We start from the raw sequence: 24,250 nt of genomic DNA, 5'->3' as shown, positions 1-24,250 counted from the left end.
CACATCGCCCGTTTCCAAGGATCCCCCATGGTTCAGCCTTTCACCTCCACCTTGAACGGCCCCTTCGGCACGCTGCAGCACGTTGATCTACGGGCGGCAGCCGAGGGCGCGCTGGAGCGGATGCCCTGGTGCCACCGTGTCCTGCTGGAGAATGTGCTGCGCCAGCCCGACGCTGCGGTGGCGGAGGCCGGACGACAGGCGCTGCTCGGCTGGCTGGACAGCGGGCGGAGCGAGGCGGAGATCCCATATGCGCCCAGCCGTATCCTAATGCACGACACCACCTGCGGCCCGGCGCTGGTTGACATCGCGGCGATGCGCGACGCCCTGGCCGAAGCGGGCGGCGACCCGGTCCGGCTGAACCCGGCCTGTCCGGTGGCGACCTCCACCGACCATTCGGTGGCGGTGGACGTGTCGGCCCGGCCGGACGCCCTGCGCCACAACATGACACGCGAAATGGAGCGGAACGCCGAGCGCTACCGCTTCATGAAATGGGCGGCCAACACCGTGCGCGGCTTCCGCGTCTTCCCGCCCGGCACCGGCATCATGCACACCATCAACATGGAGCGCCTCGCCACCGTCGTGGCCGTGGAGGAGCGGGACGGCGAGCGCTGGGCGGTGCCCGACACGCTGGTCGGCACCGACAGCCACACACCGATGATCAACAGCCTGGGCGTGCTGGGCTGGGGCGTGGGCGGCATTGAGGCCGAGGCGGTCATGTTCGGCGTACCGCTGGCCCTGCGGGTTCCTGAGGTGATCGGCGTGCGGCTGGACGGACGGCTGGGCGAGGGGGCACTCGCCACCGATCTGGCCTTGGTGGTGACGGAGCGGCTGCGCAAGCTGGGCGTCGCCGGCGAGTTCGTCGAGTTCTTCGGCCCCGGCGTGGCGAGCCTGTCGGCGGGCGAGCGCTCGGTCCTCGCCAACATGGCGCCGGAATATGGCGCCAGCACCGGCTTCTTCGCCATCGACCAGCGTACGCTGGCCTATCTGCGCGACACCGGCCGCGACGAGACGCAGCTGGCGCTGATCGAAGCCTATGCCAAGGCGATCGGCCTGTGGTTCGAGCCGGAAGCCACCCCCCGCTACACCGAGACGATTGCCATCGACCTGTCCACCCTGCGCCCGACGCTGGCCGGCCCCCGTCGTCCGCATGACCGGCTGGAGCCGGCGCAGGTCCCGGCGGTGATGGCGCCGCTGGTCGCCGGGGCGGCACCGGCCGGGGAGGGTGACGAGGTGCCGGAAGACGCGGTGGCGATCGCCGCCATCACCTCCTGCACCAACACCACGGACCTTGGGCTGTTGGTCGCCGCCGGGCTGCTGGCACGCAAGGCGCGGCGGCTGGGCCTGCGTCCGCCGGCCTGGGTGAAGACCTCGTTGACGCCCGGATCACCGGCGACGGCGCGTCGTCTGGCGCGGGCCGGGCTGCTGGAGGATCTGGAGGCGCTGGGGTTCGGCATCGCCGCCTATGGCTGCGCCACCTGCATCGGCAATCCGGGCCCGCTGCTGCCGGTGGTGGCCGACGCGATGGAGCGGCGCGGCATCAAGCCGGTCGTCGTGCTGTCGGGCAACCGCAACTTCCCCGGACGGGTGCATCCGCAGCTGACCTCCGCCCTGCTGGCCTCGCCGCCGTTGGTGATCGCCTGGGCGCTCAGCGGACGGGCGGTGCTGGACGTCACCCGCGACCCGCTGGGCATCGGCAGCGACGGACGGGCGGTCCGGCTCGCCGATCTGTGGCCGGGGTCGGAGGAGATCGAGGCGGCGCTGGCCGCGGCCATCGATCCAGACGATGTCGCGATCTCCTATGCGGAGGCCGAGGCCTCCCCCCTGTGGCGCGAACTGCCGGCGCCGGAGACGCAGCGCTTCCCGTGGGACCCTGACTCGACCTATCTGCGCCGTCCGCCCTTCGTCAATTTCGGGCCGCAACAGGCGCCGGCCCCGTCCTTCACCGCGCATCCGCTGCTGGTGCTGGGCGATGACATCACGACCGACCACATCTCCCCCGCCAGCGCCATTCCGGTGGCGAGCGACGCCGGCCGGCACCTGATCGCCCGCGGGGCGGACCCGCAGGATCTGAACGTCTACGCGTCCCGCCGTGGCAACTGGGAAGTGATGCTGCGCGGGGTGTTCACCAACAAGACGATCGTCAACCAGCTGTGTCCGGAGGCCAAGCCGGGCCAGACCGTCTTCGTGCCGACCGGCGAACGGCTGCCCGTCTGGGTCGCCGCCGAGCGTTACGCCCAGGCCGGCCTGTCCACCGTGCTGGTCGCCGGGGAACGCTACGGCACCGGGTCGTCGCGCGACTGGGCGGCCAAGGGCACCCATCTGTTGGGCGTCCGCGCCGTGCTGGCGCTGAGCTTTGAGCGCATCCACCGCTCCAACCTCGTCGGCATGGGCATCCTTCCCCTGCGGCTGCCGCCGGACTGGCGGCCGGAGGTTCTGAAGATCGCGCCGGGCGACCGGCTGGAGGTCCATGCCGATCCGGCGACCCTGGTGCCGCGCGCCTCGATCCGGGTGGCTTTGCGCCGGACCTCGGGAGCGACCGAAGAGTGCGAGGCGACGGCCCTGCTGGAAACGGAGCTTGACGTGGCGCTCATCCAGGCCGGCGGGGTGATTCCAATGATCCTGCGGCGCGCGCTGATGGCGTCGAAGTGAGCGAAAGGAGAGCCACCGAGATGTCGCAGTCGAACGACGCTGTAATCCGAACCATCGCCATGCCAGCGAAACTCCACACCGATAAGGTTCTACCCCGCCAATGAGACGTTGAAGCCTGCGTCCTCAGTGAGGGCTCTAGAGCGCTAATCAAGTCTCAGCCCAGCCTGAAGCCCTCCAACGACTTCAGCATGCCGGAAGGAGGTTTTGATTCGCGCTCTTCTCACGGTGATCGGCGCTGACACTTTTTCGTTTCCAAAGGAGGAGTTCAATGCAGCTTATGCCGCCCTCCGTTCCGACGGACGAAGAACAAAGACCCGGTGCTTTGGGCTCCGATCTGGGCTCGGCAATGGCACGGCGCCGATTTTGCCAAAGCCTAGCCGGTCTGGTTGCTGGCTCCGCCTGTGCCGGAGTGCTGCCGGCGTCGGAGGCCCTGGCGCAACCGGCCGACACCAACCGCAACGGGCGTCAGGAGGCGCCGAAGGCCATGCCGCAGTCCAACACGCCGTACTTCGCCTATGTCGGTTCGCGCACCACCCGGGAACGGAATGCGCGGGGGGACGGGCTCAGCGTCTACCGGGTTGATCCGGCCGCGGCCGACTGGACCCCGGTCCAGGTTCTGCGCGACCTCATCAACCCGTCCTTCCTCTGCTTCGACCGGCAGCGCCGCTTCCTCTATGTCGTGCATGGTGACCGCAGCGAGATCAGCGCCTTCCGCATCGATCCGGCCTCGGGTGAACTCAACTTCCTCAATCAGGTCTCGACGGGGGGCAAGAACCCGGTCCACCTCTGCGTCGACCCGACCAACCGCTTCGTCGTCGTCGCCAACCACATCACCTCGTCGTTGGCCGTTTTGGCGATCGCGGAGGATGGGTCTCTCGGCACGCTGTGCGACCTCGTGACCTTGACCGGCAAGATCGGCCCGCACCGGGTCGAGCAGCCGTTCCCCAAGCCGCATCAGGTCCAGTTCGACCGGGCCGACCGCTTCGTCGTGGTACCCGACAAGGGGCTGGACCGGACCTTTGCCTTCCGTCTCGACGCCGCCACTGGCAAGCTGTCCGCCGTCGAAGGTGCTGCGGCCGAAGCGCGGGAGGGCGCCGGCCCCCGCCACATCGTGTTCCACCCAACCAACCGCTTCGCCTACGTCGTCAACGAACTCGACTCCACCGTCACCGCCTGCCGCTTCGATGCGGAAACCGGAAGGCTCGCCCCCATCCAGGTGCTGAGCGCGCTACCCGACAGCTTCGTCGGCAACAGCCGTGCGGCGGAGATCGCGATGTCCACGAACGGTCGCTTCGTCTACGCCTCCAACCGCGGTCACGAGAGCATCGCCGCCTTCGCAGTGGACGAGGCCACCGGCCGCCTGACACCCGCCGGCTGGCAAGCCGCCGAGGGGCGGACGCCGCGGTTCTTCGCGCTCAGCCCGGAAGACGACGTCCTGTTCGTCGCTAATGAGGACAGTGACAGCATAGTCGGGTTCCGCGTCGATCCCCGCACCGGAGCCCTGGCGTTCCCGACAACCGTGGCCCGCACCGGCAGCCCGGTCTGCATCCTCTTCAATCCCGCGGGCAACGGGCAACCTCGGCTGTAAGCTCAACTTCTCGGGTGGGTGACCTGAGACCGGAAAGTTCCTCCAGGAATGGGTAGAGTCCGTCATCGAGAGGAGACGGACGGATGAGACGCAGCCTGTTTAGCGAAGAGCAGATTATCGGCATCCTAAAGGCTCAGGAGGCCGGCCAGAAGACGGCGGATGTGTGCCGCCGGCATGGGATCAGCGAGGCGACCTTCTGCAGCTGGAAGGCCAAGTACGGCGGGCTGGAGGTTTCCGAAGCCCGGCGGCTGAAGGCGCTCGAGGAGGAGAACATGCGGCTGAAGAAGCTGCTGGCCGAAGCCATGCTGGACAACGCCATCCTGAAGGACGTCGCCGCAAAAAAATGGTGACGCCCGCGGCTGTGCGGAGTGCCGTTGCCCATGTCCGTGCCAGCCACGGTGTGAGCGAGCGGCGGGCGTGCCTTGTGCTGGGAGCGGATCGCTCGACGGTGCGCTACCGCTCCCGTCGCCCGGATTATGCCGTCATTCGGGAGCGGCTGCGCTTCGGCTATCGCCGGCTGCATCTGCTGCTGGCCCGCGAGGGTCATTCCATGAACCAGAAGAAGCTGCGCCGGCTCTACACCGAGGAGAAACTCCAGGTGCGTCGGCGCGGCGGGCGCAAACGCGCCTTGGGCACGCGGGCGCCGCTGGCGCTGGCGCAAGAGCCAAACCAGCGCTGGTCGCTGGACTTCGTCGCTGACAGCTTCAGCGACGGTCGGCGCTTCCGGATTTTAGCGGTGGTGGATGACTTCACACGCGAGTGTCTGGCGCTGGTGGCCGACACCTCGCTGTCCGGCGCCCGCGTTGCCCGTGAACTCGGCGCCCTGATCGCCCGACGCGGCAAGCCGCGGCTGGTGGTCAGCGACAACGGGACCGAGTTGACAGCATGGCAATCCTGCGCTGGAGCCGTTTTCTGAAGCCTGGAATGGATAGACTGCGGCCCAACCAAAAGCTGACAGCCGCGACAGGAGAGCTTTCGGGAAGGCAATTGCCCCCGCCAGCGTCAGCATCCAGGCCATCGCCATCAACTGTTTGATCCAGGTCGCCGTTGGTCGATAGACCCAATCTCCATACATGTGGGTGCCCAATGCCAGACACAGGACCAGGGTGAATCCCGCCGGCATCTTCCCGCCCGGTGTCTGGGACGCGATGAGGAATTGGCCGCCGGCAAGCAGCGCAAGCATGACGTAGGATCCTTCCTCGACACGCGGGTTCCAAAGGAGGAGATAGCAGACGCCGAGATGAAGGCAGAGGATGACGGCGATCCTCGTCGCGAAGCGATGGGACGCCAACATCGCCAACATCAGCGTCGCAAGGGCCGCGACACTGCGCAGTGCAAAAAGCTGTTCCGACGGTCCGATCCATCCCAGCCGTTTGAACACTGCACCGACGTCGAACCAAGTCCCGGTGTCAGGAGCGGAGGCGGTGCGCAGCTTTTCCACCACGGCCACCCATTGGGTGATCGCATAGTTCGGGTCTGGATGGAGCAGGCCGACCAGAATGCCGAGGGCAAGGCCGGCGACAAACCCCAATCCCGCATGCGGAACGGCAACGAGGATCAGCATGGCGGGTATCAGGGCCAACGGCTTCACGACAACCGACAGCGCCAGCAAGAGACCGGCACGCCGGTTCCGGCCGGCTGCGGCCTCGACGGTTGCCACAAGCAGGACGGCGATCATCAGCAAGGTCATCTGCCCTCGCAGCAGGTCGATCGCGGCCGCCGGGATGGCAAGGGCTAGAACCGTGCCGGCAGCGGCAAGCCCGGTCCCCGGGATCAGCATCGCCGTATAGCGGCGTACCGCGGCCACAAGGGCGACCGACAGGAAAAGCCGCCAGATGTAGCTGTCCAGCGGCTGCGGAATGAGGGCGAACGGCCCGTAAATCAGTGCACCGGTCGGCAGATAGAGAAATCCATGCAAGCCCGGTGCATAGAGTGGGGAGGCGGTCACCCAAGCGTCAAGAGCCTGACGATAGATCCAGGAGATGCATCGGTGCGGTTGAAACACACCGATGATCGAAATGACGACCGTCAAGAGGCCCCACAGCAGGATCCCCCATCCTGGCCTCCATCCGGATGACCGGGCTTGCGCCGGTGAATCAAGGGTGTCCGCCGGCTTTGGCGGCAATGGAGAGGCGATGGTTTCGAACATGGTGATGGGGGCCTGTTTGCCCTCATCCGCATCGCCCCCCGTCACGTGGGTCAGGTCAGCGGCAGGGCCTGCTGGATGGGCGGCGGCGGATCGGGAGTGATGGACGTGGGGCGGTTGCGGTCAGGCTGCGGGCGACCCCATTGCGCTCGCAAGGATGAGCACGCCAAGAGCGATAAGGCCCATTCCGACAAGGGCAGGCATGGCCAACGCCTCGCCGAACAGCCACCAACCGCCCACGGCGGCGCCAGCCATGCCGAATCCCGCCCAGACCGAATAGACGAACGAGACCGGAAAACGCTGGAGTGAAACCGACAGCAGCCAGAAGGACAGGGCGTAGCCGATCACCACGACCATCATCGGGCCGACCCTGGTCATGCCATCCGAAGCCTTCAGCGAGATCGTGGCGCTGATCTCCGCAAGGATCGCCAGGGCGAGCAGGCCGTAACCGAGCGCCGCCGTCATGCCGCCACCGGGTTGCTCAAGCTTTCAGACACCCCGTCGAACATGCCGAGGTCGTCGGCGAATTGGTCGATGATCGACAGTCCGCTCGGGGCCGACAGGCAGGCAGGCAGATAGTCCGCCAGCGTGGGTGGCAGCGCGAAGCCTTCAGTGACCAGACGGTCGTTGTCGAAGGCGACGCCGAGCGTGCTGAACTGATAATAGGAGCGCATCGCCCGCAGCATGGCGATCTGCAACGGACCGTTGAGGCCAAAAGCCATTTGGAAGCGCGCGCGGAGCAGTCTCCAGTCACCGGCACTGAAGTTGCTGTAATTGCGGGAACCACCCTGCGGATCGCACCGCTCGAAGGCAGCCGCGAGGTCGCCCCAGGTCGTGCGCTTTCTCATTCCGGCGGACAGGTGATAGCTGTCGTATGCCAGCTCCGGCTTCACCAGCAGCCCGACCAGCACTTCCGCCGTCCAGTCGACCGGAACAACGTCGATGCCCCCGGACAGTTCGCCCGCCACCAGACGCAGCCGGTCGCCGGCACGGAACATCCAGAAAATACTGCTGCTGGGGATGCAGCCGAGCGTCCGGTGACCGGTGACGATCGACGGGCGCACCATGATGACGGGAAGATCGGCGAATTCATGCCGCAGCATCGCCTCGGTCGTTGCCTTGGTCCGGGTGTACGGGACGATGTGCTCGGCTGCCGGGGCGGGCGGATCGGATTCCCGAACCAGCGGCGGCGGGTTTCCACCGCAGATCATGGCGGTGCCACCGTAAAGGAAGCGGCTGAGATGCGGCATGCGTCGGGCCCGCTCCGCCAGAGCGCGGGTCCCCTCGACATTGACACGACGGCAGTGCTCCTCCGCCCGGAAGGAGGTGTCGGCGGCAAGATGCAGAATGTGGGTCACCGCATCCAGGCGGCGGTCCTCCAGGCTCGGCGGGGCGGTGATGTCGCCGACGACGATCTCGACGCGCTGGATCGCCCGACGGGCCGCATCGGCCTCCATGAAGCGGGACAGGTTTTCCAGCAACCGGTCATGCGCCTGGGCCGCACCGCTTCCCCGGACAAGGCAGACCCATCGAATATCTGGATGGCTGTCGAGGCCGTGAGCGAGCACCGCACCGCCGATGAAGCCGGTGGCGCCGGTCAGAAGAACAGTCGTCATATCCGAATGAACCTTCGGCAGTGAGAGGTTGGCGCGGCGTCGTATTCGAGCGACGGCGGCCGGCCGACGATGTCTCACTGCTTTGTGCAGATTGCATGGAGCGTCCGTTGATGCCGGGTCGGTGTCCGGATTTCACCAGCCTGTCGGCGGGGGCAGCCTTGCGTCTCTGTACAATCTCCACAATTGCCCAACCGCCTCTTGACAGCGCGCTGCCACGTCCTTTCCGCGCATCGCGTGGAAAGGCTCTTCGATGGTTTCGCTCGCCCGACAAACGCTCGTACATGAATGGAAACGTTTCGCCGCGGCGATCCTTACCCTGGCCTTCTCCGGCCTGCTGATCCTGATACAGGTCGGACTGCTGCTGGGGCAGCTCGACGCCTTCACCCTGCCGGTGACCCGCTCGAAAGCGGATCTGTGGGTCACAGCCGCGAATATCCGCAGTTGGGACCAGTCGACCAGCGTTCCAGCCCGCAGCGAGGGATTGTTCTGGTCGCACCCGGCCGTCCTCGACGTGCGCGAGATGGGAATGAGCTACGTCGACTGGAAGACGGGGGACGGGGCCCGTCAGAGCGTCATGGTCGTCGGAGTTCCGCTCCAGCAGGGCGCGCTCGGCGGACTTGAAGGCTTCTCGGCGGAGGCGCTGGCGCTCCTGTCTAATCCCGACACCGTGCTGGTGGACGAAGCCGACGCGGCAAAGCTGGGCGCGCAGGTCGGTGGCACGGCGGAGATCGCTGGAAAGCGTGTGACGATCGGTGGACTCGTCCATGGCTTTCGCAGCAACCTGATGCCGCTGGTCTTCGCCTCGCCCTCGTCATTGCGGCAGATCACCATGGACCCGGGCATCAGCGGGCCGCCCTATTTCCTGTTGAAGCTGGACCCACATTTCGATGTCGGCACCGTTCGCGAGGAGCTTGAAGCTGCCGCACCTTCCAAGAGCTACAGCGTCGCCACACCCGAGCAGTTGAGGTGGATATCCGCACTGTTTTGGCTGGAGGATTCCGGAGCCGGCACCTCCTTCGGCTTCTCGATGCTGCTGGCTCTGCTGGTCGGAGCCGGAGTGACCGGCCAGACCCTGCGCGGGGCGGTGATCGCCTCGATAAAGGAATATGCCGCCCTGCGAGCCCTGGGTGTTCGGGTCGGCCAACTGCGAGGGATCGTGCTGGAGCAATCCCTGTGGGTGGCTCTGGCGGGCAATGCCGCGATGTTTGCCATGGCCGCCGCCCTCTATGGCGTGGCCTGGTTCCTGAGCATTCCCCTGGTGATGAGCATGTGGCTCTGCACAGTCACCAGCCTGCTCGTCACGGTGATCGCCAGCGTCTCAGGACTGCTCGCGCTGTCGGTTCTGTACCGCAGCGAGCCGGCCGACCTGCTGCGATAAGGACACCATATGATGCTTGCTTCTATAGACACACCGGTGCTTTGCGCTCGGGGACTGTACAAATCCTACCGCAATGGTGCCAGATGGATGGACATTCTCAAGGGGATCGACCTGACGGCACGGTGCGGCGAGTTGACCCTGCTGATGGGGCCGTCCGGTTCCGGCAAATCAACGTTGATGGCGATATTGGCCGGGCTGTCGCGTCCTGATCGGGGCTCGGTCAGCCTTCTCGGCTTCCCCATTAGCGGCCTTGGCGAAAGCGATCTGACCGACATCCGCCTGCGCCATTGCGGCTTCATCTTTCAAAGCCCCAATCTTTTCGCTGCCCTCAGTGCGCTTGATCAGGTTCGTCTCGTCCTGCAGATGACTGGAACCCAGGCGGTGGACTTGGATGCACGGGCGTGGCAGGCGCTGAAGGATGTCGGGCTGGACGACCGTGCCCATCTGAAACCGGCGGCGCTGTCGGGTGGTGAAAAGCAGCGGGTCGCCATCGCCCGGGCGCTGGTGAAGCGTCCCACCGTGCTGTTCGCCGACGAGCCGACATCGGCGCTCGACCGGTACAACGGCGACTTGGTCACCATCATCCTGCGCCGCTACGCCCATCGCCACCGGGCCATGGTGTTGTGCGTCACCCATGACGCCCGTCTGATTCCCCATGCCGATCGCATCATCACCATTGATGACGGTCGCATCCAGGCTGACGAGCGGCCGCACGGCGACGACCCATTTTCACAGGTTTCCGACCATGCCGCCCTTTAGGAAAGTCATTCTGGCTGGAGTGGTGTTGACGGTCATCGGTTCGACCATGGGGGTGGTGTACTCCGCGGGGGGGATGACGGACCAGTCGCAACCCGAAACGTCCGGCAACGGCGAAATTCTGTCCGTCGGCATGCCGGTGGTGGCCGCCGGGCGCGGGCGCGTCGATGTCGAAGGCGGAATGATCCAGATTGCCGCCCAGCGGGACGGTGTGATCACCGACGTCTTGGTGGCGGAAGGTGCAGACGTGCGATCCGGCGACTTGCTGGCCCGCCAGGACGTCCGGGCGGCCCGTGCCACTCTGGAAGAGGTCAAGGCTGCTCTCGCCGAGACCGTGGCGCGCGGAGCTGCCCTGCGGGTCCGCGCCGCCGCGGCCCGACGGGAGCGCAATCGCCTCGACCGCCTGCGCCGTGACGGTGCCGAAGCTGCGAAGCTGGTCGATGAGGCGCAAAGCCGCCTTGAAGAGGCCGAGGCCGACCTGACCGCGCATGACGCAGCCGTTCGTCTTGCCCGTGCGCGGGTCGCATCTGCGGAGATGGAGATCGCGCAACGGCAAATCCGGGCACCCGTCGATGGACGCATCGTCCGGCTGCAGGCCCGTCCCGGCAGTGGCGCCTCCACCCTCAATGTCTCGACCTTGTTCACGCTGGTGCCCAACGAACGCTTCATCTTTCGTGTCGACGTCGAGGAACGCCTGATGGGGCAGGTCGCTTCCGGGCAACCCGTGATCATTCAGTTCGACAGCAGTTCTGAGCCGCTATCCGGTGAGGTTCTGCGGGTCGGCCAAATCCTTGGACAGCGCAAGCTCGACCCGAGCGATGCCCAGCAGCGTGTCGACGAGCGCGTGGTGGAGGTCATCGTTTCGCTGCCGTCGCGCGCCGACCGGCACTATCTGATCGGCCAGCGTGGTCTGGCGAAGTTCCTGGCGCCGCTGCACTTGGCCGGAGCGGGGACGGGCAAGGTCGTGCCCCCGAGCGGGCAGGAGATGCGGCCGTGACCGCCCGCCGCAACGCGCTCCGCTGTCCGGCTCTCCTCGCGATTCTCTGCGGGGCTACGTTTCTGACCGGCTGTTCTTTGGCGCAGCATTATGAGCGCCCGATCGCACCGATCCCAGCACGCTACGGGACGTCGGAGACGAAGCCGAAAGCGACGGCGGCGGCCTCGTCTCCTCGGTGCGCTCAGCATCCGGATCCGCGGCTGGAGCGTCTTCTTGCGGCCGCGCTGGACCACAACCTTGACCTGAAGATGGCTGTCGCGCGGGTCGAGGAGGCGCGGGCTTTGAACGGCATCCAGTCCGCGGCCCGTCTTCCCACCGTCTCCCTCGAGGCGCCGGGTATAAACCCCGTGCCGCGCAAGCGGGCCGTCTACACGGCCGGGCTGGCGATATCGTCCTATGAATTGGATTTCTTCGGCAAGGCGAAGAGCCTCTCCGATGTGGCCCTGCACGACTATCTGGCGACGGAGCAAGCGCAGCGGACGGCCCGCGTCAGCCTGATGGCCGAGGTGGCGCGCGCCTATGTGATCGAACGTGCCGCCGCCGCCCGCGCCGCCGTCGCCCAACGCGCCGTCGCATCGCGGAAAGCCGGAGCCGACCTGATGGCCCGGCGGCTTGTGGTCGGCGCCTCCTCGCCGCTGGAACTGCAGCAGGCAAGAACCCTGACCGCTTCGGCCGAGGCGGACCTGATCGAACAGACGCTGATCCATGAACGTGCCATGAACCAGTTGTCCCTGCTGACGGGTTACAGCGATGGCGAAGGCACCGGGAAGGATCTGCCGTCGGGACCGGCTTTCGGGTCCGACGCTTTCGCCGCCGGCTGGGGGCCGGTGGAGCCGGGCCTGCCGTCGGACCTGCTGATGGCGCGCCCGGACATCATGGCGGCGGAACAGCGGCTGATGGCCGCCAACGCTCAGATCGGCGCCGCAAGGGCAGCCTTCTTCCCATCGATCCGCCTGACGGCGACGGGAGGCGTCGCTTCGAAGGAACTGGGTTCGTTGTTCACGGCAGCCAGCGGTGCCTGGCAGTTCGTCCCCCAATTGAGCCTGCCGCTGTTCGATGGCGGGCAGAACCAGTCCAACCTGGACCTGGCCAGGGCGCGGGAGACCATCGCGGTGGTCGAGTATGAGCGGACGATCCAGACCGCATTCCGGGAGGTGTCCGATGCATTGGCCGGTCAGGCCATGCTGGACCGCGAGGTCTCCGCCCGCAAGGCGTTGCGCGACACGGAGGAGGAGCGTCACACCCTGACCATGAAACGCTATCGGGCCGGGGCGATCGGCTATCTCGAGGTTCTGGACGCGGAACGGAGCCTGCTCGCCGCCGATGAAACACTGCTGGACGCCCAAAGGAACCGGTTGGAGAACGAGATCACGCTCTATCGGGTCCTGGGAGGTGCCTCTGGCGTCTGCCAGCTCGCTGCAGGTAAAACCGGTTCTTGTGCCGGAAACGGCACAGTGATGTGTTGATGTATCAGTCGGAATGCCGGTGTCGGTTTGACACTCATTGAGCCGTGCCGGCCTGTATGCCGGTAGGGTTGGTCCGGGAGGCGTAGGACGGAATGAACGCATTGGTTTTGGTCGCCGAGGATGACCCGGACGTCGCGCGGATCATCACGGGGTATCTTGATCGCGAAGGACTACGTACGGTCCGGGCGGAGAACGGACAGATCGCTCTGGATCTCCACCAGCAATTGAGGCCCGATCTCATCATCCTCGACGTGAAGATGCCAAAGCTTGACGGCTTCGAAGTTCTGGCCGACGTGCGGCGGCGAGGAGATACCCCGGTGATCATGGTCACTGCACTCGACGAGGACCTGGACAAACTTCAGGCCCTGCGGATAGGAGCCGACGACTATATCGTCAAGCCGTTCAATCCGCTGGAAGTGGTGGCCAGGGTCAAGGCCGTGCTGCGCCGGGCAACCGGCCGCAGCGACAGCGTCGTGATCCGGGTTGGCCCGATCGAAATTGACCCGGTTGCCTACACCGTCGCCGTCCTCGCCGGCGATACACGGGTCCGCGTCGACCTGACGGCGACGGAATTTCGCATTCTGTCACATATGGCGCGGCAGCCCACCCGTGTGTTCAGCCGCGCCGAACTGATCGACGCGTGTCTGCCGGAAAGCGATACGTTGGAACGAACCATCGATACACATGCCAGCAACATCCGGCGCAAGCTGCATGCCACGGGACTCACCGCGCTCTTTGAAGGCGTCCGCGGCATCGGCTATCGACTGACCACCACGTCATGAAGCCGAACAAACCTCTGAACCGACAGCTAATCCTGGCCATGGCAGGCGTGACCGGCGTTGCGCTCGTCATAATGTGCGCCGGCATGTTCCTGTTCTACACCTTTATCTATTTCCGCTTTTTCGTACCGGAAGCCGTCGTGGACACTCTTGAGTCCGAGAGTTACTGGCCGTCGGCCGTCGAGTGGATCGCGTTCCTCAACTTGTGGGCTGTCGGGCTGGCGGGTGCCATCCTGGTGGCGATGCGTTTTGCCAACCAGCTCATCCAGCCCGTGGAGGCGGTTGCGACGGCGGCACGGCGGATCGCCACCGGAGATCTGAGCGCGCGGGCCGTGCCGACCAAGACATCCTTCGCCGAAACGCGCCAGTTGATCGAGGACTTCAACCATATGGCGGGTCAGCTGAGCCGGGCCGAGGCGGAAATGGGGGCTTGGCATGCGGCGGTCGCCCATGAGCTGCGTACACCGTTGACCATTTTGCGCGGCCAGCTTCAGGGCTATGTCGATGGCGTTTTTGTCCCCGATACCCCCTCTCTCCAGACGCTGCTGGCCCAGGTCGAGGGGTTGGGCCGGATCGTCGACGACCTGAAGATCCTGACGTTGGCGCAGAACGGCCGCTTGGAACTGCGGCTCGAAACCATCGATCTAGCCCGGGAGGTCAATTCGGTGGTCGCGGCCATCGGCCCCATGCTGCAACTCGCAGAGGTCTCGGTGCGGCTCGACCTGGGGGTCGTGGTGATCGATGCCGATGGTGCCCGCATCCGTCAGGCGCTCGTCGCGCTGCTTGACAATGTCCGGCGCCATGCGGCTCCCGGCGAGGTGGTTATCGAAACCCGCCTGACGCGCGACCATGCGATCCTGCGTGTCTGCGACAATGGTCCGGGACTGCCGGAGGGAGCCGCCACCGGCATCTTCACGCCCTTCTGGCGAGCTGACCAGTCGCGGTCGCGCAGGACCGGTGGCAGTGGTCTGGGATTGGCGGTGGTGAAAGCGATCGCACAGGCCCATGGCGGCAGCGTTCGGGCGACGGCATCCGAATCGCATGGCGCAACATTCGAGATGCACCTGCCAATGAAGTGGCGATGACATCCAACCGGACGCTGGAAGCTCACGCCCGTCGCTCCTTGCAACAGGTGGCGCAAGGTCCTTCGACCTTGTGCGTCAAGGGCTTGGCGAGCCGGCACGGCGAGCGTGGCGTGGCAGCACCAGCGTGAAGGCCGAGCCACCGTCTTCCCGGTGATAGCGGGCCTCGCCGCCATGCGCCCGCGCCACCGCCCGCACGACGGACAGCCCCAGCCCGGAACCAGGGCGTCCCGAACGCTGCGTCGCCCCGGCGCGGGCAAACTCGTTGAAGGCCTGCGACGCGAACTCCGGCGGCAGACCCGGCCCGCAATCAATGACCTCGATGGCGATGGCTTCACCGGAAAATCGAAGGCCGATCGACAAGCTGCCCGGGTCGGCATGGCGGCGCGCGTTCTCGATCAACGCCAGCAGCGCCTGCCGGATCCGCACGATGTCCACCGTCGCCGTGCCCGCCTCCAGCGACAGCCGCGGCGTGAAACCCGCGGCTTCGAGATCGGGTGCTACGAACTCGACCAGCGCGCTCACCTCGTCCGCCAGCGACACCTCGCCGAGTTGAAGAACGAGCCGTCCGCTGTCGGCAAGGCTGACGACGCGGAGATCCTCGACCAGTCGCCGCAGGACGGTGACCTGGGTGAGCAGCCCTTGAATGAGCTTTTCGTCCGCGGCGAAGACGCCGTCCACCACCCCTTGCAGCCGTCCGGTCAGAATGGTGATCGGTGTGCGCAATTCGTGCGCGACCTGCGCGTTCCAGGTCACCATGCGCTGCGCCGTCGCCTCCAACCGTCCGGCCATGTCGTTGAAGTCGGTGATGAGGGTGGCCGCTTCCTCGGGCGCGTACGCATCGGGAGTGGCGCGGGCGGCAAGATTGCCTTGGGCGATCTGCTTCGCCGCCTGGGCCACCGTTCTCAAGGGCCGGGCGAGGCGGCGGGCGAGCACGACCGACACGAATGCGGCAACCGCCAGCCCGAGCACCCCTGCCAGCAGGAGGCTGGCGAGGTCGAAGACGGTCGGCACCAGAACGTCAGCATCGGGGAAATAATGCGGCGCAAAGACGTGGATCAAGCCGTAAACGATGTAAAAGCTGACCAGGGATGAAAGCAGTCCAGCCATCGCTACACCGATCATCGCGACGCTGATCTGGCGCTCGAGATCCTGCGGGCGTCTCATCGTACCGACACCAGGCGATAGCCGACGCCGCGCACGCTTTCAGGCATACCGGGCACCCCCGCCTCCTCCAACTTACGCCGAAGTTTGCTGACATGGCTGTCCACAGTCCGGTCGAGCGCGTCAGCACCGGGCAGGCAGGCATCGACCAGCTCGCCACGGGAGAAGACACGGCCCGGACTGCGTGCCATATGGACGAGAATGCGGAACTCGGTAAGCGTCAGCGGCAGATGCCGCATTTCGGCGCCCGGCTGCGTCACCCGGGCGTCATGCCCCTCTTGATCGATCTCGACCGGCCCCACCCGCAGCATGCCGCCTGCACGGTCGCCGGCCGTGCGCCTCAGAACCGCTTTCGTGCGCGCGACGACTTCCACCGGATTGAAAGGCTTCACCACGTAATCGTCCGCGCCGATCCGCAGTGCCTGCAACTTGTCGATATCCTGGTCGAGTGCCGTCACCATGATGACGGGCGTCATGTCGTGGTGCCGGATCGCCGACAACACCTGCCAGCCGTCCAAACGCGGCATCGAGACGTCAAGCAGCACCAGATCAGGCTTCAGCGCGCGGTGCAGGCTGAGCGCCACTTCGCCATTCGCGGCATGGACCGTCCGAAACCCTTCTCTTTCAAGATAGGCCCGGATGATGTCCGCGATCTCGTCCTCGTCCTCTGCGATCAGAATGAGAGCGTTCATGTCACCCAACCTCGTCGACTGGACAGAGGATACCGGACTGCATTGGCTTCGCGCCACCCACCTCCACTGAGCCTCCACAATTCCTCCAACAAACCTCCAACGAGCGCGAGCAGATACCATGCTGCGAACTTCTGGAAGGAGAGTGGACGATGTTTCGGCTTGCACGCGGAGTGGGAGCGCGCGTTCTCGCGGGTGTTCTCGCGCTCGGGCTGTCGTCCTGCTCAGAGGAAACCGCCCCAACCGAACAGGCCGCCGCCGTGGAGGTGCTGGTCACGCAGCTTACGTCCACCGCCCTGGAGGTGACGGACGAATTGCCGGGCCGTGTCGCTCCCTGGCGGGTGGCGGAGATCCGACCCCAAGTGGGGGGGATCATCCAGCAACGCCTGTTCGAGCAAGGCGCCGCGGTGCAGGCCGGGCAGCCGCTTTTCCAGATCAATCCCGCCCCGTTCCAGGCGGACGTCAACAGCGCCGCGGCGGCGGTGCTGCGCGCGCAGACTGCCTACGAGCACGCGCGGGTGCAGTCCCAGCGCCTCAAACCTCTCGTCAGCGCTGACGCGATCAGCCGCCAAAGCTATGACAACGCCCTGGCGCAGCGCGATCAGGCCGCGGCCGAGCTGGCGCAGGCCCGTGCCGAACTGAACCGCCGTCAGCTCGACCTCGACTTCGCACGGATCACCGCGCCGATCTCCGGCCGGATCGGCGCGACGATGGCCACGGAAGGCGCGCTTGTCACAGCCCAAGACACGAAGCCGCTCGCGGTCGTTCAGCAGATCGACAAGGTCTATGTCGATGTGCGCCAGCCGGTCGAGCGCTTCGAGGCGCTACGGCAGGCGCAGGAGTCCGGCAATTCGGCGGACGGCAGCGGCGTGCAAATCCTGTCCCCATCCGGAACACCCTATCCGGTGAAGGGACGGGTCCTGTTCTCGGACGTCACGGTCGATGCGGGCACCGGCAATGTCGTGGTCCGGGTCGAGGTGGACAACCCGCGACAGCATCTGCTTCCCGGCATGTTCGTGCGGGCGAGGTTGCCCCGCGTGACGATGCCTGCGGCGATTCTGGTGCCGCAGGAAGCGGTGAAGCGCGACGGGGCGGGTGTTGCGACCCTTGGCGTCGTGGAAGGGGCGGGGGAGGTCCACGACCGTCCGGTCACCGTCGGCGACGTGGTGGACGGGCGCTACGTGGTCCTGTCCGGTGTCCGCGAGGGGGAAACGATCGTCGTCACCGGCCGTGACCGCATTCAGCCGGGCGCACCGGTGAAAGCGCTGCCCTGGCAGGCCGCGCAGCGCTAACGGAAAGTTGGACCCATGCCTCAGTTTTTCATCGACCGTCCGATCTTCGCCTGGGTGATCGCGCTCGGCATCATCCTTATCGGGCTGATCGCCATTCCCCAGCTTCCCGTCGCGCGTTTCCCGACCGTCGCACCGCCATCCGTCACCGTCACCGCGACCTATCCCGGCGCCACGCCGCAGGCGATGAACGACGGCGTGGTGGCGCTGATCGAGCGCGAGCTGTCGAGCGTCAAAAACCTGCTCTATTTCGAATCGACCACGGACACCTCGGGAGTGGCGACGATCACCGTCACCTTCCAGCCGGGGACCGATCCCGAGCTGGCCCAGGTGGATGTCCAGAACCGGCTCAAGACGGTCGAGCCGCGCTTGCCGCAAACCGTCCGCCAGCTCGGCGTGAACGTCGAGTCCGCCTCGTCAGGCTTCCTGCTGATGGTGACCCTGGCTTCCGAGGATGGCCGCCTCGACGAGGTCGGACTGGGCGATTATCTCAGCCGCAACATTGCCGAGGAATTGAAGCGCATCCGCGGCGTCGGGCGGGTTCAGAACTTCTCGCCCGAACGCGCCATGCGCATCTGGGTCGATCCGGCGAAGGTCGTTGCCTACAGCCTGTCGATCGGCGACATCACCACGGCCATCGCGCAGCAGAATGTCCAGCTCGCTCCCGGCAGCCTGGGCGGTGCGCCCACCGTCAAAGGGCAGCGCGTGCTCGTGCCGCTGACGGCCGACGGACAGCTCCGCACGCCCGAACAGTTCGCCCGCCTCATTCTGAGGGCCAATCCCGATGGGTCGAAGGTCACGGTCGGCGATGTCGCGCGGGTCGAGCTCGGGCCGCAGAGCTACATGATGTCGACCCGCGCCGATAGGAAGGTGGTGGCGACGGCGGCGGTGCAACTCGCGCCCGGCGCCAACGCCGTCGCGACGGCGAAGGCGGTCGAGGAGCGGATGGCCGACCTCGGCCGCGCCATGCCGGCGGGGATGACCTGGGCCATTCCGTTCAACACCGCTCCGTTCGTGGTCATCTCGATCGAGAAGGTTCTGGAGACCCTGGTCGAGGCGATGGTTCTCGTCTTCCTCGTGATGTACCTGTTCCTGCAGAACATCCGCTACACGCTGATCCCGGCGATCGTCGCACCGATCGCCCTGCTCGGCACGCTGGCGGTCATGCTGCTCGCCGGCTTCTCGATCAACGTCCTGACCATGTTCGGCATGGTGCTGGCGATCGGCATCATCGTCGACGACGCCATCGTCGTGGTCGAGAACGTCGAACGCATCATGCATGAGGAGGGCCTGCCGCCCAAGGAGGCCACGCGCAAGGCGATGAGGGAGATCACCGGCGCGGTGATCGGCATCACCGCCGTCCTGACGGCCGTGTTCATCCCGATGGCTCTGTCGAGCGGGGCGGTCGGCGCGATCTACCGCCAGTTCACGCTGTCGATGGCCGTCTCGATCCTGTTCTCCGCCTTCCTCGCGCTGTCGCTGACGCCGGCACTGGCCGCGACCTTGCTCAAGCCGGTCACCGGGCACGCGAAGAAAAACCGGTTCTTCGCCTGGTTCGACCGGACGTTCGACCGGATGACGGTGGGTTACACGCATTGGGTGGTGGCCACGCTCCGGCGGGCGGGCCGCGCGATGCTGGTGTTCGTCGCCGTCGCCGCTATGGTCGTCGCGGCCTTCCTTTACTGGCCGACATCGTTCCTTCCCGAGGAGGATCAGGGCTATTTCCTGACCAACGTCCAGCTTCCGGCCGACGCAACGGTCGAGAGGACGGACGAGGCAATTCAGAATTTCGAACGGCATGTCGCCACCCGGTCCGCAATCAAGACCAACGTCACCATCAACGGGTTCGGCTTCGCCGGCTCCGGTCCGAACACGGCAACGGCCTTCACCGTGCTCAAGGACTGGTCCGACCGTGACGGCGCCACCGTGCAGGGCGAGATCGCCCGCGCGACGGAGGCCAACAAGGCGATCCACGAAGGCACGGTGATGAGCCTTGCCCCACCGGCGATCGACGAGTTGGGGACCGCCTCGGGATTCACCCTGCGGCTCGAGGATCGCGCTGGCCAGGGCTATGAGGCATTGGCCGCCGCGCGCGATCAACTGCTGGCGCTTGCCGCCAAGAGCGAGGTGGTGACCTTCGTCTACTCCGATGGCCTGCCCGCCGGCAGCCACCTGCGCCTGGACATCGATCGGGATAAGGCCGAGGCCATGGGTGTGCCATTCGCCGCCATCAGCGACGCGCTGTCGGCTGCGATGGGATCGGCCTATGTCAACGACTTCCCCAACAACGGACGGATGCAGCAGGTGATCGTCCAGGCCGACGCGCCGGCGCGCATGCAGCTTGGCGACATGCTGAAGCTCAATGTGCGCAACGCGAACGGCCAGATGTTGCCACTCTCCGAAGTGATCCGGCCGGTGTGGGAGCACGGCGCGCTCCAGATGGTCCGCTACAACGGCTACCCCGCCATGCGGATCGCCGGCTATCCGAACCTGGGCGTGTCGAGCGGCGCGGCACTGGCCGAGATGGAGCGGCTGGCCGGGCAGCTGCCCAAGGGATTCGCCATCGAGTGGACGGGCCAGTCGCTTCAGGAGAAGCAGGCCGGCGCGCAGACCCCGATGCTGATGGCGCTTTCCATGGTCGTCGTGTTCCTGGTTCTCGCCGCGCTGTACGAAAGCTGGTCGATCCCGCTGTCGGTCCTGATGGTGGTGCCGCTGGGGATGATCGGCGCGTTCGCGGCCGTGATCCTGCGGATGATGCCGAACGACGTGTTCTTCACCGTCGGCCTGATCACCATCATCGGCCTGTCGGCCAAGAACGCGATCCTGATCGTGGAATTCGCCAAGCAGTACCATGACAGCGGCATCGGCATCGCCCGCGCGGCGGTGGCGGCGGCCAAGGTACGCCTGCGGGCGATCCTGATGACCAGCTTTGCCTTCACGCTGGGCGTGGTGCCGCTGGCGCTGGCGACCGGTGCGAGCGCGGAAACACAGAGCGCGATCGGCACCGGCGTGCTCGGCGGAATGATCACGGGTACGGCGCTGGCGGTGTTTCTGGTCCCGGTCTTCTTTGTGGTGGTGCTGGGGGTGGCGCGAAGACTTAAGCGTGTCCGACCGGGTGGTGCCACACAGCCGCGGGAGGCATGACGATGCGCGCGATCCTTCTAGCCTCGCTCCTGATGCTCGCCGGCTGTTCGATGACGCCGGAGCTGACCCTGCCGGCCGCTCCTGTCGCGGCGAGCTACCCCGGCGCCACGATGGCCAATGCGGCAGGCGTGACGAAGATCGAATGGCGGCGGGTGTACCCCGATCCCCGCCTGCAAAAGCTGATCGAGCTGGCGCTCACGGACAATCGATCCCTTCGCATCGCGCTGCTGCAGGCGGCGGAAGCGCGGTCCCAACTCCGCATCGCGCGCAGCGCCCAGCTTCCCTCGGTCGCGGTGGAGGGCGGCTACAACCGGCAGCGGACGTCCGTCTCGGCGGTTGGATCCGGACAGGAGGGCACCGGCGGAACGGTGTCCAACCAGTTCACCGTCCAAGCCGGACTCGCCAGCTTCGAGATCGACCTTTTCGGCCGCCTGGCGTCGCTGAGCGAGGCGGCGTTCCAACGCTATCTCTCGTCGGAGGAGGGGGCACGCGCCGCCCGGCTTGCGGTTATCGGGACGGTTGCCGAGGCTTATCTCGCCGAACGGCTGGGTGACGAGCAGTTGGCCCTCGTCGAGGCGACCCTCAAGGACTGGCGCAGCTCGCTGGACATCACGCGGCGTCTGCGCGGAGCCAGCCAGACCGGCGGGACCGAGGTGGCACAGGCGGAAGGCTTGGTGCGGCAGGCGGAGGCCGACCTGGAGCAACGGCGGCGCGAGCGCGATCAGGCGACCAATGCGCTGGTTCTCGCGGTCGGCGCGCCGCTTCCTTCCAATCTGCCGCCTTCCATTCCGCTGATGGGGCAGCCGATCGAGGCGCAGTTGACCGCCGGGCTCCCGTCCGATCTGCTGCTGCGCCGACCGGACATTCTTCAGGCCGAGCATGAGCTGAAGGCCGCCAATGCCGACGTTGGCGCCGCGCGCGCCGCGTTCTTCCCGCGTCTTTCGCTGACCGCACAGTATGGTTTCGAAAGTCAGGCCCTGGGCAGCCTGTTCGCCGGTGCCAATCAGGCCTGGTCCTTCGCTCCGCAGATCACCGCGCCGATCTTCCAGGCGGGCGCTCTCCAGGGAAACCTCGACGCATCGAAGGTGCGCAAGGACACGGCCGTCGCCCGGTACGAGCAGGCGATCCAGTCCGCATTCCGCGAGGTGGCCGATGGGCTTGCGGCACGCGCGACCTATTCCAGGCAGCGGGCGGCGCAAGCCGAAGCGGCGACGGTCGCCGAGCGTCGGCAATCGCTCGCCGACATGCGCTACAGGGCCGGGCTGGACAGCCGGCTCGACCTGCTCGACGCGCAGCGGGGCGTCTACGCCGCCCGGCAGGCGCTGCTGGAGGTCCGCCGGCAGGAATTGGCGAGCACGGTCGGTCTCTACCGCGCGCTTGGCGGCGACGCCAAGCCCTGAGTTCCGAACGCCGAGGTTGGCCTTGATCATGGTGAATCCGCCTCCCGCGCCAGGTGCGGTTTCCTCTGCCACCCTGGAGCAGCGCGGCCCCGGAACAGGCTGGCAGCTCCGCTACTGGTCGATCTTCATCGGCCAGTCACTGTCACTGATCGGTTCCGCGCTGACGCAATTCGTTCTGATGTGGTGGATCACCGACACGACGGGCAGCGTCTCGGCGCTCGCGATGGCCAGCATCTTTGCGCTGCTGCCGCAAGCCGTGCTTGCCCCGCTCGGCGGAACATTGGCCGACCGCTACAGCCGCCGCCTCCTGATGATTGGTGCCGATGCGGTCAGTGCCCTGTGCATGGCCATTCTGATCTGGCTGTTCCTGTCACACCAGATCGCCCTTTGGCACGTCCATGCGATGCTGGCCGTCCGCGGCGCCATGCAGGCGTTTCAGCAGCCCGCGGCCACCGCGAGCACCGCCATGCTCGTGCCGCACGGCTTCCTGCCGCGTGCCGCCGGCCTCAACCAGACCATGGCCGGCATCGTGGCGGTGGCGGCCGCACCGCTCGGCGCCCTTGCCATCAGCCTGATGCCGATCGGCTGGGCGCTGAGCCTCGACGTGCTGACCGCATTTCTCGGCATCGTGCCGCTGTGCATTTTCGCCATCGCGCAAGAACTGCCCTCGCGGATGCGAAAGGCAAGCCTGTGGCGGGAATTCAAGGACGGCGTCGCTCTCGTGTGGCAGGATCGGGGCCTGCGGACCCTTTTCGGCCTACTGACGGTCACCGTCCTTATCGTCATGCCATCCTACGCCTTGGTTCCATTGTTGGTACGCAACCACTTCGGCGGTGGAGCTTCGGACGTCGCGCTGCTTGAAGGGCTGGCGGGGTTCGGGATGATCGCAGGCGGTATCTTTGTCGCAATGCTGGCCCCCAAGCGCGCGATGCGGTGGATCATCTGGGGCTTGGCGATCTCATGCGTCCTTCTGGGAGTGCTGGGGTTGCTGCCTGGCACGATGTTTGGAACCGCGATCGTCATCTTCGTCTTGAGCGACATCAGCTTCGTCTTGGGCAATGTTCCTCTTATGGCGCGTCTGCAACAGATCGTTCCCAACCACATGCAAGGTCGCGTTCTGTCGATCATGAACATGCTGATGGGCCTTGCGGCTCCCGCCGGACTGGCACTGGCAATGCCCATCGGAGATCTGGTCGGCGTAAACTGGCTTTTTGCCGCCGCCGGCTTCCTGGGCGCTGCCATCACCCTGCTCGGGCTGTTGTCTCCCGCTTTGATGCGTCTGGATCTGAGATGACCCTCGACCCGAAACCCCTCCATGCAGAGCGAGAGGTCCGGCGCTTCATCGGCCGGCGTCAGGCTCCCCAGGGATGTGTGAGGGCGGTCCTCGTTATAGTGCCGCCTCCAGGCCTCAACCTTGGCTCGGGCGTCCTCCAGGCTCAAGAACCAACGCGTGTTCAGGCACTCATCCCGAAAGCGCCCGTTGAAGGATTCGATGACCGCGTTGTCGGTCGGCTTGCCCGGCCGAGAAAAATCCAGGGTGACCTGATTGCAGTAGGCCCAGTGGTCCAACACCGCCACCACGTCTTCACCCCGCAGGCCTCGATCGACTTCGATGGCGAGACACTCCCGGGTGAAGACATCGACGAGGGTCAGCGCCCGGAAGCGCTTTCCGTTGAACAGCGCATCCGAAACAAAGTCCATGGCCCGCACCTCATTGGGGGCGGTGATCGTGCTGGGCTCCCGGCGGCGAGCCGCCATCACATGCCGCCGACCAGGCGTCAGGCTTTTTTGCCAGCACCTCCTGGAGCATTGCCTTGTCCAGGCTCAGGTCGGCGACCAGACGCTTGAGCTTGAGGTTCCCCTCCTCGAGTTGACGCATCTTGCGCAGCTCGGAGGGCCCAAGCCCGCCGTACTTCTGTTTCCAGTGGAAATAGGTTGCCTCGCTCACCCCCATCTTCCGGCAGAGCTCCGCCACGGGTGTTCCCAGCTCGGCCTGCCGAAGAGCGAACGCGATCTGCTCCTCGGTGAACTTCGATGTCCTCATCGACAAGAGCTCCCCGCTTCAGGTTAGCAATCTTGCCGGAAAACTCGCAGCTTGCCTGGAGGG

General features: G+C 66.1%; 16 protein-coding genes and 3 pseudogenes. 13 read left to right on the top strand and 6 right to left on the bottom strand.

Going from position 1 to position 24,250, the window contains the following annotated elements; genetic code table 11:
* Window positions 1–27 precede the first annotated feature (27 nt).
* From acnA to TSO352_RS23470, 3 genes and pseudogenes are all read left to right on the top strand, one after another.
* A complete protein-coding gene (gene acnA, locus TSO352_RS23480) occupies window positions 28–2,649 on the top strand; it encodes an aconitate hydratase AcnA (protein WP_109109590.1) in 2,622 nt (873 codons plus the stop codon).
* A gap of 268 nt (window positions 2,650–2,917) precedes the next feature.
* A complete protein-coding gene (locus tag TSO352_RS23475; protein WP_247872342.1) occupies window positions 2,918–4,237 on the top strand; it encodes a lactonase family protein in 1,320 nt (439 codons plus the stop codon).
* An 83-nt stretch (window positions 4,238–4,320) separates the two neighbouring features.
* A pseudogene (locus tag TSO352_RS23470) lies at window positions 4,321–5,123 on the top strand (IS3 family transposase); the annotation flags it as partial.
* Window positions 5,124–5,492: 369 nt separating this feature from the next.
* Here TSO352_RS23470 and TSO352_RS34090 read toward each other — a convergent pair.
* From TSO352_RS34090 to TSO352_RS23455, 3 genes and pseudogenes are all read right to left on the bottom strand, one after another.
* Window positions 5,493–6,386, bottom strand: a pseudogene (locus tag TSO352_RS34090) (glycosyltransferase family 87 protein); the annotation flags it as partial.
* Window positions 6,387–6,506: 120 nt separating this feature from the next.
* Window positions 6,507–6,848, bottom strand: a complete 342-nt coding sequence (locus TSO352_RS23460) for a multidrug efflux SMR transporter (protein WP_109109588.1) — start codon at window positions 6,846–6,848, stop codon at window positions 6,507–6,509.
* Window positions 6,845–7,999 (bottom strand): SDR family oxidoreductase, encoded by a 1,155-nt coding sequence (locus tag TSO352_RS23455; RefSeq protein ID WP_109109587.1) that lies wholly within the window; start codon window positions 7,997–7,999, stop codon window positions 6,845–6,847. The genes TSO352_RS23460 and TSO352_RS23455 overlap by 4 nt, the downstream gene beginning before the upstream one ends.
* A gap of 250 nt (window positions 8,000–8,249) precedes the next feature.
* Between TSO352_RS23455 and TSO352_RS23450 the strand changes: the two genes are divergently transcribed.
* The 6 genes from TSO352_RS23450 (at window position 8,250) to TSO352_RS23425 (ending at window position 14,460) form a co-directional block, all read left to right on the top strand.
* Window positions 8,250–9,377, top strand: a complete 1,128-nt coding sequence (locus TSO352_RS23450) for an ABC transporter permease (protein WP_109109586.1) — start codon at window positions 8,250–8,252, stop codon at window positions 9,375–9,377.
* Between the two features lie 87 nt (window positions 9,378–9,464).
* Window positions 9,465–10,136 carry an ABC transporter ATP-binding protein gene (locus tag TSO352_RS23445; protein WP_247872341.1) on the top strand — a complete coding sequence of 224 codons (672 nt, stop codon included), beginning with the start codon at window positions 9,465–9,467 and terminating at the stop codon, window positions 10,134–10,136.
* 22 nt (window positions 10,137–10,158) lie between these two features.
* Window positions 10,159–11,130, top strand: a complete 972-nt coding sequence (locus tag TSO352_RS23440) for an HlyD family efflux transporter periplasmic adaptor subunit (protein WP_247872522.1) — start codon at window positions 10,159–10,161, stop codon at window positions 11,128–11,130.
* Window positions 11,127–12,596, top strand: a complete 1,470-nt coding sequence (locus TSO352_RS23435; RefSeq protein WP_109109584.1) for an efflux transporter outer membrane subunit — start codon at window positions 11,127–11,129, stop codon at window positions 12,594–12,596. The genes TSO352_RS23440 and TSO352_RS23435 overlap by 4 nt, the downstream gene beginning before the upstream one ends.
* A 92-nt stretch (window positions 12,597–12,688) precedes the next feature.
* Entirely contained in the window at window positions 12,689–13,378 is a 690-nt protein-coding gene (locus tag TSO352_RS23430; RefSeq protein WP_109109583.1) for a response regulator, read from the top strand.
* A complete protein-coding gene (locus TSO352_RS23425; protein WP_109109582.1) occupies window positions 13,375–14,460 on the top strand; it encodes an ATP-binding protein in 1,086 nt (361 codons plus the stop codon). The genes TSO352_RS23430 and TSO352_RS23425 overlap by 4 nt, the downstream gene beginning before the upstream one ends.
* Before the next feature lie 75 nt (window positions 14,461–14,535).
* Here TSO352_RS23425 and TSO352_RS23420 read toward each other — a convergent pair whose 3' ends face one another.
* Window positions 14,536–15,624, bottom strand: coding sequence for an ATP-binding protein (locus TSO352_RS23420; protein ID WP_109109581.1), 1,089 nt, complete (start codon window positions 15,622–15,624; stop codon window positions 14,536–14,538).
* Window positions 15,621–16,313, bottom strand: coding sequence for a response regulator (locus TSO352_RS23415; protein WP_109109580.1), 693 nt, complete (start codon window positions 16,311–16,313; stop codon window positions 15,621–15,623). Before TSO352_RS23415 ends, TSO352_RS23420 begins: the two co-directional genes overlap by 4 nt.
* Before the next feature lie 149 nt (window positions 16,314–16,462).
* Here TSO352_RS23415 and TSO352_RS23410 point away from each other — a divergent pair, with 149 nt between their 5' ends.
* Genes TSO352_RS23410 through TSO352_RS23395 form a run of 4 tightly spaced genes read left to right on the top strand, consistent with a single transcriptional unit; the run spans window position 16,463 to window position 23,437 of the window.
* Window positions 16,463–17,602: an efflux RND transporter periplasmic adaptor subunit gene (locus tag TSO352_RS23410; protein ID WP_109109579.1), complete on the top strand. Its 1,140-nt coding sequence runs from the start codon at window positions 16,463–16,465 to the stop codon at window positions 17,600–17,602.
* Window positions 17,603–17,617: 15 nt separating this feature from the next.
* The gene (locus TSO352_RS23405; RefSeq protein WP_109109578.1) at window positions 17,618–20,743 is read left to right on the top strand and encodes a multidrug efflux RND transporter permease subunit; all 3,126 of its coding nucleotides are present in this window, start codon (window positions 17,618–17,620) and stop codon (window positions 20,741–20,743) included.
* Window positions 20,744–20,745: 2 nt separating this feature from the next.
* On the top strand, window positions 20,746–22,143 hold the full coding sequence (locus TSO352_RS23400; RefSeq protein WP_109109577.1) for an efflux transporter outer membrane subunit: 1,398 nt from the start codon (window positions 20,746–20,748) through the stop codon (window positions 22,141–22,143).
* A 28-nt stretch (window positions 22,144–22,171) separates the two neighbouring features.
* Window positions 22,172–23,437, top strand: a complete 1,266-nt coding sequence (locus TSO352_RS23395) for an MFS transporter (RefSeq protein WP_109110827.1) — start codon at window positions 22,172–22,174, stop codon at window positions 23,435–23,437.
* A gap of 47 nt (window positions 23,438–23,484) precedes the next feature.
* On the opposite strand, the pseudogene TSO352_RS23390 reads toward TSO352_RS23395, so the two are convergent.
* Window positions 23,485–24,187: pseudogene (locus tag TSO352_RS23390) on the bottom strand (integrase core domain-containing protein); the annotation flags it as partial.
* Window positions 24,188–24,250: the final 63 nt, after the last annotated feature.

Source organism: Azospirillum sp. TSO35-2 (genome assembly GCF_003116095.1).
Classification (GTDB): Bacteria; Pseudomonadota; Alphaproteobacteria; order Azospirillales; family Azospirillaceae; genus Azospirillum.
Note: the sequence above shows the minus strand (reverse complement) of the source record. Positions and strands in the feature narration are given on the sequence as shown.

What these genes read in the sequence shown, in the direction of transcription:
- TSO352_RS23395 (WP_109110827.1), top strand. Translation starts at nt 22,172, where the DNA reads ATGGTGAATCCGCCTCCCGCGCCAGGTGCGGTTTCCTCTGCCACCCTG.
- TSO352_RS23450 (WP_109109586.1), top strand. Translation starts at nt 8,250, where the DNA reads ATGGTTTCGCTCGCCCGACAAACGCTCGTACATGAATGGAAACGTTTC.
- TSO352_RS23420 (WP_109109581.1), bottom strand. Translation starts at nt 15,624, where the DNA reads ATGAGACGCCCGCAGGATCTCGAGCGCCAGATCAGCGTCGCGATGATC.
- TSO352_RS23430 (WP_109109583.1), top strand. Translation starts at nt 12,689, where the DNA reads ATGAACGCATTGGTTTTGGTCGCCGAGGATGACCCGGACGTCGCGCGG.
- TSO352_RS23400 (WP_109109577.1), top strand. Translation starts at nt 20,746, where the DNA reads ATGCGCGCGATCCTTCTAGCCTCGCTCCTGATGCTCGCCGGCTGTTCG.
- acnA (WP_109109590.1), top strand. Translation starts at nt 28, where the DNA reads ATGGTTCAGCCTTTCACCTCCACCTTGAACGGCCCCTTCGGCACGCTG.
- TSO352_RS23455 (WP_109109587.1), bottom strand. Translation starts at nt 7,999, where the DNA reads ATGACGACTGTTCTTCTGACCGGCGCCACCGGCTTCATCGGCGGTGCG.
- TSO352_RS23405 (WP_109109578.1), top strand. Translation starts at nt 17,618, where the DNA reads ATGCCTCAGTTTTTCATCGACCGTCCGATCTTCGCCTGGGTGATCGCG.
- TSO352_RS23460 (WP_109109588.1), bottom strand. Translation starts at nt 6,848, where the DNA reads ATGACGGCGGCGCTCGGTTACGGCCTGCTCGCCCTGGCGATCCTTGCG.
- TSO352_RS23410 (WP_109109579.1), top strand. Translation starts at nt 16,463, where the DNA reads ATGTTTCGGCTTGCACGCGGAGTGGGAGCGCGCGTTCTCGCGGGTGTT.
- TSO352_RS23475 (WP_247872342.1), top strand. Translation starts at nt 2,918, where the DNA reads ATGCAGCTTATGCCGCCCTCCGTTCCGACGGACGAAGAACAAAGACCC.
- TSO352_RS23425 (WP_109109582.1), top strand. Translation starts at nt 13,375, where the DNA reads ATGAAGCCGAACAAACCTCTGAACCGACAGCTAATCCTGGCCATGGCA.
- TSO352_RS23445 (WP_247872341.1), top strand. Translation starts at nt 9,465, where the DNA reads ATGGACATTCTCAAGGGGATCGACCTGACGGCACGGTGCGGCGAGTTG.
- TSO352_RS23415 (WP_109109580.1), bottom strand. Translation starts at nt 16,313, where the DNA reads ATGAACGCTCTCATTCTGATCGCAGAGGACGAGGACGAGATCGCGGAC.